This window comes from Stenotrophomonas sp. 86428_Sma, from assembly GCF_056481585.1.
Genome location: NZ_CM151156.1, coordinates 1,881,936 through 1,894,281, shown reverse-complemented (window position 1 = coordinate 1,894,281; position 12,346 = coordinate 1,881,936). Strand labels below are relative to the sequence as shown.

11 protein-coding genes are annotated in these 12,346 nt (G+C 65.9%); 4 read left to right on the top strand and 7 right to left on the bottom strand.

Going from position 1 to position 12,346, the window contains the following annotated elements; all coding sequences use genetic code 11:
* Positions 1-36 precede the first annotated feature (36 nt).
* Positions 37-1,068, top strand: coding sequence for a LysR family transcriptional regulator (locus ACZK3J_RS08730; RefSeq protein ID WP_005409107.1), 1,032 nt, complete (start codon positions 37-39; stop codon positions 1,066-1,068).
* Positions 1,069-1,402: 334 nt separating this feature from the next.
* Here the strand turns inward: ACZK3J_RS08730 and ACZK3J_RS08725 are convergent, their stop codons facing one another.
* Complete coding sequence (locus tag ACZK3J_RS08725) at positions 1,403-2,098, bottom strand: YiaD family glycine zipper/OmpA-like lipoprotein (protein ID WP_008267948.1); 696 nt, start codon at positions 2,096-2,098, stop codon at positions 1,403-1,405.
* A 139-nt stretch (positions 2,099-2,237) separates the two neighbouring features.
* Complete coding sequence (locus tag ACZK3J_RS08720; RefSeq protein WP_478476969.1) at positions 2,238-3,653, bottom strand: cryptochrome/photolyase family protein; 1,416 nt, start codon at positions 3,651-3,653, stop codon at positions 2,238-2,240.
* Positions 3,654-3,762: 109 nt separating this feature from the next.
* Between ACZK3J_RS08720 and ACZK3J_RS08715 the strand changes: the two genes are divergently transcribed.
* Positions 3,763-4,347, top strand: coding sequence for an SMI1/KNR4 family protein (locus tag ACZK3J_RS08715; RefSeq protein WP_049462595.1), 585 nt, complete (start codon positions 3,763-3,765; stop codon positions 4,345-4,347).
* A 19-nt stretch (positions 4,348-4,366) separates the two neighbouring features.
* Here ACZK3J_RS08715 and ACZK3J_RS08710 read toward each other — a convergent pair whose 3' ends face one another.
* From ACZK3J_RS08710 to ACZK3J_RS08695, 4 genes are read right to left on the bottom strand one after another with little or no spacing between them, the layout of a single operon-like run.
* A complete protein-coding gene (locus ACZK3J_RS08710) occupies positions 4,367-4,981 on the bottom strand; it encodes an inorganic diphosphatase (RefSeq protein ID WP_049462594.1) in 615 nt (204 codons plus the stop codon).
* A 10-nt stretch (positions 4,982-4,991) separates the two neighbouring features.
* On the bottom strand, positions 4,992-6,341 hold the full coding sequence (locus ACZK3J_RS08705; RefSeq protein ID WP_238380395.1) for a purple acid phosphatase family protein: 1,350 nt from the start codon (positions 6,339-6,341) through the stop codon (positions 4,992-4,994).
* Positions 6,342-6,355: 14 nt separating this feature from the next.
* On the bottom strand, positions 6,356-7,471 hold the full coding sequence (locus ACZK3J_RS08700; protein WP_049462592.1) for an NHL repeat-containing protein: 1,116 nt from the start codon (positions 7,469-7,471) through the stop codon (positions 6,356-6,358).
* Complete coding sequence (locus tag ACZK3J_RS08695; protein WP_414578464.1) at positions 7,471-9,984, bottom strand: TonB-dependent receptor; 2,514 nt, start codon at positions 9,982-9,984, stop codon at positions 7,471-7,473. Before ACZK3J_RS08695 ends, ACZK3J_RS08700 begins: the two co-directional genes overlap by 1 nt.
* 215 nt (positions 9,985-10,199) lie before the next feature.
* On the opposite strand from ACZK3J_RS08695, the gene upp reads away from it, so the two are divergent.
* Together upp and ACZK3J_RS08685 are read left to right on the top strand one after the other, a co-directional pair.
* Positions 10,200-10,832 carry a uracil phosphoribosyltransferase gene (upp, locus tag ACZK3J_RS08690; RefSeq protein ID WP_005409099.1) on the top strand — a complete coding sequence of 211 codons (633 nt, stop codon included), beginning with the start codon at positions 10,200-10,202 and terminating at the stop codon, positions 10,830-10,832.
* A gap of 146 nt (positions 10,833-10,978) precedes the next feature.
* Entirely contained in the window at positions 10,979-11,272 is a 294-nt protein-coding gene (locus ACZK3J_RS08685) for a PsiF family protein (protein ID WP_049463240.1), read from the top strand.
* Between the two features lie 85 nt (positions 11,273-11,357).
* On the opposite strand, the gene ACZK3J_RS08680 is transcribed toward ACZK3J_RS08685, so the two are convergent.
* A complete protein-coding gene (locus tag ACZK3J_RS08680; protein WP_049400411.1) occupies positions 11,358-12,245 on the bottom strand; it encodes an MBL fold metallo-hydrolase in 888 nt (295 codons plus the stop codon).
* Between the last annotated feature and the right edge of the window lie 101 nt (positions 12,246-12,346).

Here is a 12,346-nt window from a genome sequence, read left to right as displayed (position 1 = left end):
CGATTGTCCCATCCCCGACGTCCAGGATCCCAGACCATGTCCCACGATCTCAACGAGACGCTGATCTTCGTCAAAGTGGTCGAGCAAGGCAGCTTCATTGCCGCTGCCAAATCGCTCGGCCTGCCCAAGACCACGGTCAGCCGCAAAGTGCAGGAGCTGGAAACGCGCCTGGGTGCGCGCCTGCTGCACCGGACCACCCGCCGCCTCGGCCTGACCGAAGCGGGTTCGATCTACCACGAACATTGCCAGCGCATCGCGCGCGAGCTGGAAGAAGCCGAGAGCGCGGTGAGCCAGCTGCAGTCCGGTCCGCGCGGCTGGCTGCGCTTCACCGTGCCCTACTCGATCGGCATCACCTGGATTGCACCGCTGCTGGGCCAGTTCCATGCGCAGTACCCGGAGATCCGGCTGGACATGCATATGGGCAATGAGAAGCTGGACCTGATTGCAGGTGAGGCGGACCTGGCCCTGCGCGTGGGTGCCCTGCCCGATTCCAACCTGGTGGCACGCAAGCTGGGCAGCCTGCGCACGCAGGTGTTCGCCAGCCCGGCCTACATCGAGCGCTATGGCGAGCCGCTGCATCCGGAAGAGCTGCAGTTCCATCGCATCCTGGCGATGCGCAAGCCGTACCACACCGGCAACTCGCCGCGCTTCACCTGGCAGCTGGGCGAGAACGGCGGCGAGCTGCGTGACTTCCCGGTCACCCCGCTGATGACCGCCAACGACATGTCTGCGTTGAATGGTGCATTGGTGTGCGGCGAAGGCCTGCTGCTGACCGGCGACGTGATGGCCAAGCCGTTCGTCGAGTCGGGCATGGTACGGCGCGTGCTGGCCGGCTGGACTGGCCCGGAAGTGGACTTCAACGCCGTGTTCGCCGGTGGCCGCCTGGTCTCGCCGAAGGTGCGTGCATTCGTCGACTTCCTGGTCGAGAAGCTCAACTTCGACGCCAATTACATGCTGGCGCAGTGCCCGGGCGCGAAGCTGGCGCAGCAGCAGAAGGAAAAGGAAGACGCCGCGCTGGAAAGCAGCGGCAAGCGGATTCTGGAGAAGGTGGCCGCTTCGGCCGCATGACCGGAAGCATCCACGCATGGCGTGGATCTACCGGCATTCCGTAGAGTCGAGCTTGCTCGACTGCTCTTGCGCTTCAGTCGAGCAAGCTCGACTCTACGGGCGCTATCGGCGTGCCGAGCAACGCTCGGCACCTACAGAAAATGCCGCCTGCAAGGGCGGCATTCTCGTTCCGGCTACGTGGCTTTCGGTAGATGCCGACCTTGGTCGGCGCCGTTTGGAGAAACCGCAACCGGGAGCGCTATCGGTGTGCCGAGCAAGCTCGGCACCTACAGAAAATGCCGCCTGCAAGGGCGGCATTTTCGTTCCGGCTACGCCGGAACCGTAACGCTACGCGTTACTGCTTCAGGGGAATCACGCGGATCTCGACGCGGCGGTTCTTGGCGCGGCCGGCATCGGTGCTGTTGTCGGCAATCGGGTACGACTTGCCGGCGCCCAGGGTTTCGATGCGCACGCTCTGCACGCCCTGCCCGATCAGGTACTGCGCGACCGAGTCGGCACGTTCCTTCGACAGGCGGTTGTTGACCGCGTCACTGCCGATGCTGTCGGTATGGCCGACCACTTCGATCATGGTCTGGTTGTAGTCACGCAGGGTGCCTGCCACGCCATTGAGCGAGCCGTAGAACTGCGGCTTCAGGGTCGCCTTGCCGAAGTCGAAGGTGATGCCGTCCGGCAGGTTCAGCATGATGTTGTCGCCCTGGCGCTGCACATCAATGCCGGTGTTGGCAGTGCGCTCGCGCAGTGCGCGTTCCTGGCGATCCTGGTACTGGCCTACCGCGGCGCCGCTGAGCGCGCCGATACCGGCGCCGATCAGCGCATGCTGGCGGCGCTCCGTGGCGCTGTCACCGGTCAGCAGACCGGCGGCTACGCCGATGGCGGTGCCGATCAGCGCGTTGCGGCCGGTGCGGTTCTGCTGCTCGGTCGGGTTGCCGTACTGGTCACTCTGTACGTAGGAGCCGCCGGTGGCGCAGGCCGACAGGACGGCCGCACTCATCAGGGCCAGTGCGACGTTGCGGGTGGTGTTGCGGATCATGAGGTTCTCCTTGGTTTCCGGTCGGCCGGCGGCCTGCGGGCGCAAAGAGAATAAACAGCCCGATGCGATGCCGGAATGATGATCGGGCACACCGACAGGGCCGCGTTCAGCTAACTGACCAGATCGCTCAGGTCGCCCTTTACCCCGCCCCCGACTGGCGGTAAGCCGCCAATGCGGCATCGCGGCCAACCGCCAGGTCCACCAGCGGCGTGCGCGGATAGCCCGGGGCATGTGCCGCCAGCAGCAACGGATGCTGCCACGGTGCGAAGCGCGCTTTCACCGGCAGCGCCCCCAGTTCGGGCACCCAGCGGCTGATGTAGCGGGCCTGGGGGTCGAACTTCTCGGCCTGGGTGACCGGGTTGAACACGCGGAAGTAAGGCGCGGCATCGGCACCGGTCCCGGCCACCCACTGCCAGCCCATCGTGTTGTTGGCCAGGTCGGCATCGACCAGGGTGTCCCAGAACCAGCGCGCGCCATGCAGCCAGTGCGCGCGCAGGTGCTTGCACAGATAGCTGGCCACGATCATCCGCACCCGGTTGTGCATGTAACCGGTGTGCCACAGCTCGCGCAGGCCTGCATCGACGATCGGCACGCCGATGTTGCCTCGCTGCCAGTCGTGCAGCTGCGCGGCACTCGGTGTGGCCCACGGGAAACGGTCAAAGCGCGGGTTGAGGTTGTCGGTCGGCGTCTTCGGGAAGTGATGCAACAGGTGGTAGGCGAAGTCACGCCAGCCGAGCTGGCGCAGATAGCCGTCGATGTCGGCGTCGGTACCGGCACTGCGCAGGCCTTCCAGCGCATGGGCAATGCGCCACGGTGCGATCTCGCCGAAATGCAGGTGCGGCGACATCCGCGAGGTGCCCACGCGATCTGGCAGGTCACGCTGCTCGCGGTAGCCGCGCAGCGCACCGTCCTCGAACACGGACAGCGCTTCCAGCGCACCGGCTTCACCCGGCTGCCAGTGCTCCCAGAAGCCGGTATCCCAGTCCAGCGTCGGTGCCAACTGGAGATCATCCAATGCCAGGCTGTCGACCGCGTGCGTCGCCAGTGCCTTCGGTGCAGCCTGCAGTGCGGGCAGGCGCCAGTGGCTGAGTACGTTGCGCCAGTATGGCGTGAATACCTTGTAGGGCTGGCCCTGCTGGGTGGCGATGTCCCACGGCTCGAACAGCAGGCCGCCATTGCAGCTCTGTGCGTCGATGCCCTGCTCGCGCAGCGTGCGCTTGATGGTGGCGTCGCGTGGCTGGGTGGCCGGTTCGTACTTGCGGTTCCAGTACACCGCCTCGGCGCCGGTCTGCTCGATCAGCAACTGCAGGGCCGGCAGGCTGTCACCACTGCGCAGCACCAGCGACGAACCGCGCACGCGCAGGTCGGCGTCCAACGCGGCCAGTGAACGGTGGCGCCACGCATCGGAGGCGGCACCCGGCACCCACTCACCCTCTTCGTGGGGCGCATGGATGTAGATCGGCACCACGTCGTGACCGGCATCCAGCGCGGCCTGCAGGGCCGGATTGTCCTGCAGCCGCAGATCACGGCGGAACCATACCAACGCTACCGACACAGACACCGCCTTCGTTGTTGAAGGCGGACATGATAGCCAGCGGCGGTGAAGGCCTTGCACGCAGACGCCGTCTGCTAGGCTGCTGGGCCGCTCCTCGTTGGACCCCGCCATGGATGAATTGCACGCCTCATTCGCCCGCTTCGGGCTGCTGCGGGCCCAGTACGAAGGTGACTGGCAGGGACCGTTCCCGCTCCCACCGTTGCTGGCGCGCTTCTACGCGCAGGTGGGACCGCTGGGTCATGAGATCAATGCGAAGGTGGGCAACTCCGGCATCACCATTCCGGGCCTCGATGTCTGGATACCGCCGCTGCGGCGTGTGTGGAGTCACCAAGCCGGTTATCGCTGGCATGGCATCAGCGGCGAGCCGATCGACAACTGGCCATCGAACTGGCTGGTGATCGCCGATCGCGGCGCCGATCCGTTCATCCTCGACCTGGATGACGGCCGTGTGCTGTTCAGTCACCACGGTGCGGGCCTGCTGGATGCCGGCGAGATCACTACCGATGTGCCGACCTTGATGGCGGCTCTGGCTGCTGCAGGCACGATGTACCTCGAGGCAGGCGATGACCTCTACAACGACGATGACGATGGCGGTATCCGTCCTGAACACCAGGAGGCAGCCGTACAGGCGGTGGCCCGGGTACTGGGCGACCGCCTGCAGGCCGAGTCGTTCATCGAGACGTTGCTGGACTGAATCCACGCATGGCGTGGATCTACTTTTCGAAGCGCTTCATCGCTTCGCTGATCAGTACCCGCGCCTCGGCGGCGTTGCCCCAACCGTTGAGCTGCACCGGGTTGCGACCGGCCGGCAGGTCCTTGTAGACCCGGAAGAACGCCTCGATGCGCTGGCGCTCGACCTCCGGCAGATCCGCCAGGTCGCGGATGCTGGCGTAAGTCGGGTCAACCTTGTCGGTGGGCACGCCGATGATCTTCTCGTCGTGCTCGCCGCCATCGATCATCTTCAGATAGCCGATCGGCCGGAAGCGCACGATCACGCCCGGATGCAGCGGTTCACGGGTCAGCACCAGCGCGTCCAGCGGATCGTTGTCGCCGGCCAGGGTGCGCGGCATCGAGCCGTAGTTGGCCGGATAGGCCACCGGCATCGACTGGAAGCGGTCCACATGGACCAGGCCGTCTTCCTTGATCTCGTACTTGGTGAAGCTGCCGGCCGGAATCTCCACCGCCAGATTCACCTCCTGCGGGGCCTGCTTCGGCTGGGCGACCAGGAACGGATGCAGCACGGGATCGGCGGCCGTCACCGCACTGGCCAGCAACAGCAGGGCGGCGCCGATGGCAGCGAGCGGAAGGATGCGTCGGAGCGTGGTCATTGGCATCTCGTCATTCCCAGCAGCGGTCGGCGCGACCCTTGGCGGTCTGCGCACGCGGGCAGTCGCGCGGTGCTATGCGGCCTTCGGTCAACTCCGTGCGTTGCTTTGCGCCCTTGGCATCACGGCGCAGTTCGAAGGCGTCGTAGAGGCGCCCGGTCACGGTGCGCGCTTCGTAGCGCAGGTGCTGCGGATCGATGTTCAGCACCTGGAACAGCTGGGTGTCCTCGGCTACCGGATCCATCGTCTTCCGTGCCTCGTCGGAAAGGCGGTACTGCTTCGGCCCGGCCACGGTCACCACGTACTGCGGCGTGGCGGCCTGCCCTTCACCGCGACGGCCATAGGTGTGATCGTGGCCCTGCAGCACCAGGTCGACGTTGTGGCGGCGTACCACCGGCAGCAGCACGTCACGCAGCGCAGCGTTCTCGCGGCCTTCGCGGGGTGAGTAGAACGGCTGGTGCAGCAGCACAATGGTCCACGGCTGCCGGTTGCCGGCCAGGACCTTGTCCAGCCATTGCGCCTGTGCCTTGGCGGTGCCGAGGTCGAGTGCCGAGGTGCCATCGACCACCGCCACGCGCACGCCCTGCGCATCGAACCAGTAGCTGGTCTGCTGCGCGGCGGTGGCGCCATTGCCCGGCAGCGCGAAGGTCACCGGCCAGTGCCGGCCCAGCACGCGACGCTCCTGCGGGGTATCCTCGAATTCCTCGAAGTACTCGTGGTTGCCGATCGCCGGGGCCACCAGCGTTTCCTGCGCCAGCCAGCCGGTGGCAGCAAACCACTCGCCCCATTCGCTGTCATCCATGTTGTCGCCGCCGCTGACCAGGTCACCGGCGAACAGGCTCATGCGTGCCTGCGGTGCGGCCTTCTGCGCGGCGCGCACTACACGGCTGACATGGCTGACGTTCTTGTTCTGGGTATCACCGAAGTACAGCAGGGTCAGCGGCTGGTCGGCCGCAGCCAGCGTGCGCAGCTGGTTCCAGGCGCTCCAACTGCCGTTGCCCTGCACGCGGTAGACGTACTGGGTGTCCGGCTGCAGGCCAGCGATGTCTGCACGATGATGGTGCGACAGCCCGTTCTCGGTCTGCAGTGCGCGGGTCGTTGCGCGCACCTGGCGGATGCCCTCGATGGCCGGCGAATCCCCGGCGAGAGCGATCTCGAGCAGCGGTGCCTGCACGCTGCCGTCAGTACGCCAGGCCACGGCGAAACCGTGGCTGGGATCGACCGCCGGCGAGGCGACGATGCGATCCGGCACCGGCGTCGCTGCGTAGTGGCGGCTGCCTGCTGGCACCTGGGTGTTGGGTTCGGCCGCTGCGAACGACAGCGACGGCAGTGCCAGCAGCAGGCCCAACGCCACCGTGCGCATCACGCACTGCCGGCTCATGCGCCACACTCCAGCGGCAATGCCAACTGCTTGGCGATGCTCTCCCAGTCGAACGCCACCACGCCCTGGTCGTCATGCACTGCATACAGTGCACCGTGCGGGAAGCGCGCACTGGGTTGCTGCATCATCCAGATGCCGTCGGTGTTGGCCACGGTATTGCCCTGGAACGCGCCCACCGGCTTCAGCGTGTGCCGGTCGAATAGATGGAACACGCTGCGCTGCTTGCCCTGTTCGGTGGTGATCCACCAGCCGTCCTTGCCGCAGGTGCGCAGGGTCACGCCTTCGGCCTGCGCCTTGAACACGTCGCGGCCGAATGTGGTGCCGGTGAAGCGTCCGGCCAGGGTGTAGACCTTGAACTCGCTGGCGTAGCTCTCATCCTCTTCGGCGATCAGCAGGCGATCATTCTCCGGGTCGCCCCAGATCGACTCGACCACGCGCAGCGCACCGGCTTCGCTGGTGTCACCGATGCTGGCCACCAGCTTCGCCTCGACCTTCGCACCGTCGCGGGTCACGTGGTACTGGCGCACGCGCTTGTCCAGCTCGGCCAGCGGCGGCAGGATGTCACGCCCCTGCGCATCCTCGCCGTTGTCCCAGGAGTCGGTAACGTAGACGCTGTAGCCATCGGCACGGCGGTCGACCCACAGCCCGTACGGCTTGCGCAGGTCGTCCGCAGCGAACGTCGCCAGCGGCGCGAAGTCCGGCAGGCTCAGCACCTGCACGCGGTGATTGTCGCGCTCCACGATCCACAGCAGGTCGTCGATTACCGCGATGCCGTTTGGGCGGTCGAACTGCCCCGGTGCGGAGCCGCTGCCGCCAACGTCACGCAGGTGCTGGCCGGTGCTGCCATCGTAGACCACCAGCTTGTCCGTCGCCTTTGCGGTGGCGATCAGCCACAGCGCGCCGTCCGGCGCGCGCCAGGCCGCCGGCGAGTCGATGTTGTCGGCCGGGGTCATCGGTGACAGGAAGGCTTCGGCGATGGTGGTCACCGTGCGCGCGCCCCCGGCTTTCGCTGCCGTAGGGGCCGCGGCCGGATCGTTGCCGGTCGCCGGCGTGCAGCCGGCGGCCAGGGTCGCCGCGAGCGCGACCGCCAGGACGGTGATGCCACGCCCCATCACAGTGCCACCTTCAGGCCGAGCGCGTAGGTACGACCGTATTCTTCCATCTGCAGGGTGCGCGAGCGCGTGCCCTGGTACAGCTCAAGCGGCTTGTCCAGCAGGTTCTGTGCTTCGAAATACATGCTCACCCGCGGGGTGAACTTGTAGTCCAGCGAGAAATCGAGCTGGGTGTTCGGTGCAACGTAGATGTCGAACGCCCGGCCCTTGCCGATGCTGTCCAGGTACTCGCTGCGGTATACCGCCGCCAGGCGTGTACTCACACCGTACTTTTCATAGCCGATGTGTGCGCTGTAGACATGCTTGGAGGCGCGCGGCAGTGTGAAGTCCTCGCCTGCACGGTCCTTGATGCCGGCATCGAACTTGGTATCCAGCCAGGTGCCACTGGCACCGACCAGCAGGCCATCCAGGCCGTCCGGCAGGAAGGCCAGCTGCTGCTGCCAGTTGAATTCCGCACCGCGCACGGTGGCCTTGCGGCCATTGATCGGCTGGGTCACGTCGAAGCCGCCATAAGCGGGATCATTGGTCCGCACCATTTGCACGATGTAGCCATCGATCGACTTGTGGAACAGGCCAAGTGAAACGATACCGGTGCTGCCGATGTACTTCTCCACCGACAGGTCGATGTTCTTCGACTCGTACGGATCCAGTTCCGGATTACCCAGGCGCACTTCCTCGTCGCCGCGGCTGTAGCCCACGCGCGGCGAGATGTCACCGAAGGACGGGCGCGATACGGTCTTGTTGGCCGAGGCGCGCAGTACCCAGTCATCGGCCGCATCGTAGCGCAGGTGCAGGCCCGGCAGCACGTTGGTGTAGCTGCTGTTGGCCACCCGCGGGGTGACGGTGAAGCTGCGGCCGTTGGCGGCCACGTCCACCTGGTTGCCGACCGCCTTGAACTGGGTGTTTTCCACGCGCACACCGCCGATGATGCGCAGCGCGCCCACGTCCCAGGTGCCCATCGCATAGCTGGCGAAGATGTCTTCGCTGGCCACGTAGTCCTCTTCCAGCGATGTCATCGCGTTGCCACCGACGTCCTGCGGACGAGCGCTGTACTGTCCGCCATTGGCCGCCCAGAAGGCACGCATCGCGGCCGAATCCATGCCGTCACCCAGGTTGCCGTGGCGGTGCTCCGGCGAGGAGGTGCTCCAGCTCGACAGCGCCACCTTCGGGCCGACACGCAGTTCGCGCTCGTCCACATTCACGTCGCGGTCGCGCCAGCGACCCAGCAGGCCGAACTTGATGCTGCTGCTGTCACCGTCGAAGCGCACGTTGACCTGCGCGCTGTGCTCCTTGTCGTTCACCTGCTTGGGCGAGAGCACGAAGCGGTCGAACGCGTAGTTGCTGTTGTCCAGCCACTGCGGGTTGTCGAAACTGTAGCTGGGCAGGCGGCTGCTTTGGTCCAGGGTGCCGTTGAAGGCCTTGCCGTTGAGCTTGAAGCGCGCCTCCATCTCGTCGTTCACGCGCTCTTCGGTACGGGTGTAGCCGATCCGGTAATCGACCACGGCGTTGGTCAGCTTGTTCTCGCCACCGAGACTGGCCGCGAAGGTGTTCTCCTTCTTGGTGCGGTAGCGCATGCGCTTGTCGATGGAATCTTTCGGCATGCCATCCAGGCGGTACTGGTCGGTGCCGGTCTTGACCATCTTCGCGTCGTCGAAGTTGAAGATCACGCGCTGGCGGGTCTCCGCATCGTCGAACTGGCTGTACAGCGTGCGCAGGTAGTACTTGCTGTCTTCATTCGGGCGCCAGTCGAGGTTGAGGCTGGCACCGATGCGCTTGCGCTCGATCTCGTACTTGCGGTGCTGCAGGTTGATCGCGGTGACATCGCCGGGGACGGCATCGTCCTTGCCGTCATACTCCACTTCGGTGTTGTCCGACTCGAACCTGCGCTTCTGGTAGTTCACGCCCAGCGCCACACCGAAGGTGTCGTTGAACACCTCGCTGTAGTTGAAGGCGGCCTTGGGGCTGGTCTCGCCGGACAACTGCTGGTGGCTGCCTTCGATCTTGCCACGCAGGCTGCGACCGTCACGGTCGAAGGCCGAGGCCGATTCCACCAGCACGGCGCCGCCGATGGCATCACCGGGCATGTCCGGGGTCGGCGACTTGACCACGCGCAGGCGCTCGGTGGAGTCGGACGGGATCACGTCCAGCGGTGCGGCGCGGCTGGAATCCTCCGGCGTACCGATGGCGATGCCATCCACGCTGACGCTGTTGAGGTTGGCGTCCAGACCGCGGATGACCACGAAGCGCCCCTCGCCCTGGTCGCGGGTCACGCTGATGCCCGGCAGGCGCTGCAGCGACTCGGCCACGTTCTTGTCCGGGTACTGACCCAGGGCATCGGAGGACACCGCATCCTCGATGGCGTCGCTGCTGCGCTTGAGGTCGACCGCGCGGATCTGCGATTCGAGCTGGGCGCGCACTTCGATGCGGTCCAGGTCGACCGCATCAGCGGCCACGGCGCCGGTGGCGGCTACCGCCTGCTGCCCGGCCGCCTGCAGCGGGGCTGCGGCCCCCATCGCCAGGGTCAGCGTGATGGCAACGGCCAACGGAGTCTTGATATGCACTCGGAATCCCCATTCCTGTTAAGAATGGGTCTGCACGGTATGTCCGCAAGGTTGCATGGCCGTGACATGCGCCTGCACATTTCGAGTAACGCCGCTCCGGGCCAGGTTTGGGTTCGGCCCGCCGATCCGGCAAAATGGCGCCCTCTCTCCTTTTCCCCTTCCCGACCATGAAGATCGTCGAAGTGCGCCACCCGCTGGTGCAGCACAAGATTGGCCTGATGCGCAACGCTGCGCTCAGCACCAAGGATTTCCGCGAACTGGCCAACGAGCTGGGTACGCTGCTGGCCTACGAGGCCACCGCCGACCTGGACACCGAGCCGCACACCCTGCCCGGCTGGGCCGGCCCGGTCACCGTGCAGCGCATTGCGGGCGCCAAGATCACCGTGGTGCCGATCCTGCGCGCCGGCCTGGGCATGCTCAGCGGCGTGCTGTCGCTGATCCCGGCGGCCCGCGTCAGCGTGGTCGGCCTGCAGCGCGATGAGGAAACCCTGCAGCCGGTGCCCTACTTCGAGCGCCTGACCGGGCGCCTGGAAGAGCGCGACGCGCTGATCCTGGACCCTATGCTGGCCACCGGCGGCACCCTGATCGCCACCATCGACATGCTCAAGCGTGCCGGCGCCCGCCGCATCAAGGGCATCTTCCTGGTCGCCGCGCCGGAAGGCATCGAGGCGGTCAAGGCCGTGCACCCGGACGTGGAGATCTACACCGCGGCCATCGATGCCCAGCTCAACGACAAGGGCTACATCCTGCCGGGCCTGGGCGATGCCGGTGACCGCATCTTCGGTACCCGCGTCGGCTGATCCGAAGAACCGGGGTCAGAGCCCTTTCGCCGCGAAAGGGGTCTGACCCCAACAGCGCAGGCCATCGCGGCCGCGTTGCGATTCTTCACGTGCTCTTGGCGCCGGGAAGCGAATGCTCCGCGCACCCGCCACCCTTGGAGCTCCCGATGAAAGCCTCTTTTCTGCTGGCCGCCGTCCTGCTGGTCGGCCTGCCCCTGGCGGCCAATGCCACCACTCCGCAGCAGCAGCGCATGGCCGAATGCTCGGCCAAGAACAAGGGGCTGAAGGGCGATGCCTACAAGACTGCACAGAGTTCCTGCCTCAGCGGCCACGCCGCCGACGCCAAGCCGGTCAATACGCAGCAGGAACGCATGCGCAAGTGCAACGCTGACGCGGGCGCCAAAAAGCTGGCCGGTGATGCGCGCAAGACCTTCATGAGCAGCTGCCTGAAGGTGTCGTAATGGTCGCATCCGGATAAAACGCCATCCACGCATGGCGTGGATCCACGGACATCAGTAAAAGGCCGGGCATTGCCCGGCCATGCCATTACCCCAGGGCGCGTGCCTTCAGCTCACCCTGCTCGTGCAGGGTCACGAAACGCCCCTTGTCATCCCTGCCAAGCTGCGCCAATGCCACCTGCGGATCGTGGGTGAAGAACAGCCGCACGTTGCGCGCCAGCTTGTCTTCCAGGAACTGCCGCTTCTCGTCGATCAGCAGCTCGGCATTGCGGTCGTAGCCCATGGTGATCGGCACGTGTACCCATGAGCGGCCCGGGATCAGGTCGGCACAGAACACCACGCCACCATGCGCACTTTCGCCTGGATGCGCGTGACCGACGATCTCGGCCAGCATCAGCCCCGGTGTATGCCCGTCGCTGTAACTGAAGCGCACGCTGCGGCCGAGCGCCTTCGAGTACTCCCCGTCCACCACTTCCAGCCGGCCACTGGCCTGCAGCAGGCCCGGCAGTTCCGGAATGAAGCTGGCGCGATCGCGCGGGTGTGGCTGCACGGCGCGCTGCCAATGCTGCGCACCGACCACATAGGTTGCGTTGGGGAACAGCAGCTCGGGCTCACGCCCTTCGCTCCATGCCGCCAGCAGGCCACCGGCATGATCGAAGTGCAGGTGGCTGAGTACCACCACGTCGATATCCTCGTGCTCGAAGCCGGCTTCGCGCAGCGAATCGATCAGCACGTGCTGGCTTTCCTGCACACCGTAGCGTTCGCGCATGCGCGGATCGAAGAACGCCCCGATACCGGTTTCAAACAGCACCGTCTTGCCTTCCAGCGGGCTGGCAAGCAGCGCACGGCAGGCCAGCTCGATGCGATTGAGCTCGTCCGGTGCCGCCCATTTTTCCCACAACGCGCGCGGCGCGTTGCCGAACATCGCGCCGCCATCAAGGCGCTGCGAGTTTCCACGAATAGACCAGAGTTTCATGTGTCGATTATCGGCGCCGGCTCGTTAAATAATCGCTAGAAGGGAAACAGAAAACCCCGCCGGCAAAGGCGGGGTTTCGATAATCAGCCGGATTGCCGGCC

Bases quoted from the DNA above. Each gene is read 5' to 3' on its own strand.
- ACZK3J_RS08730 (WP_005409107.1), top strand. From the start codon at position 37: ATGTCCCACGATCTCAACGAGACGCTGATCTTCGTCAAAGTGGTCGAG.
- ACZK3J_RS08725 (WP_008267948.1), bottom strand. From the start codon at position 2,098: ATGATCCGCAACACCACCCGCAACGTCGCACTGGCCCTGATGAGTGCG.
- ACZK3J_RS08715 (WP_049462595.1), top strand. From the start codon at position 3,763: ATGGATGAATTGCACGCCTCATTCGCCCGCTTCGGGCTGCTGCGGGCC.
- ACZK3J_RS08710 (WP_049462594.1), bottom strand. From the start codon at position 4,981: ATGACCACGCTCCGACGCATCCTTCCGCTCGCTGCCATCGGCGCCGCC.
- ACZK3J_RS08705 (WP_238380395.1), bottom strand. From the start codon at position 6,341: ATGCGCACGGTGGCGTTGGGCCTGCTGCTGGCACTGCCGTCGCTGTCG.
- ACZK3J_RS08700 (WP_049462592.1), bottom strand. From the start codon at position 7,471: ATGGGGCGTGGCATCACCGTCCTGGCGGTCGCGCTCGCGGCGACCCTG.
- ACZK3J_RS08695 (WP_414578464.1), bottom strand. From the start codon at position 9,984: ATGGGGGCCGCAGCCCCGCTGCAGGCGGCCGGGCAGCAGGCGGTAGCC.
- upp (WP_005409099.1), top strand. From the start codon at position 10,200: ATGAAGATCGTCGAAGTGCGCCACCCGCTGGTGCAGCACAAGATTGGC.
- ACZK3J_RS08685 (WP_049463240.1), top strand. From the start codon at position 10,979: ATGAAAGCCTCTTTTCTGCTGGCCGCCGTCCTGCTGGTCGGCCTGCCC.
- ACZK3J_RS08680 (WP_049400411.1), bottom strand. From the start codon at position 12,245: ATGAAACTCTGGTCTATTCGTGGAAACTCGCAGCGCCTTGATGGCGGC.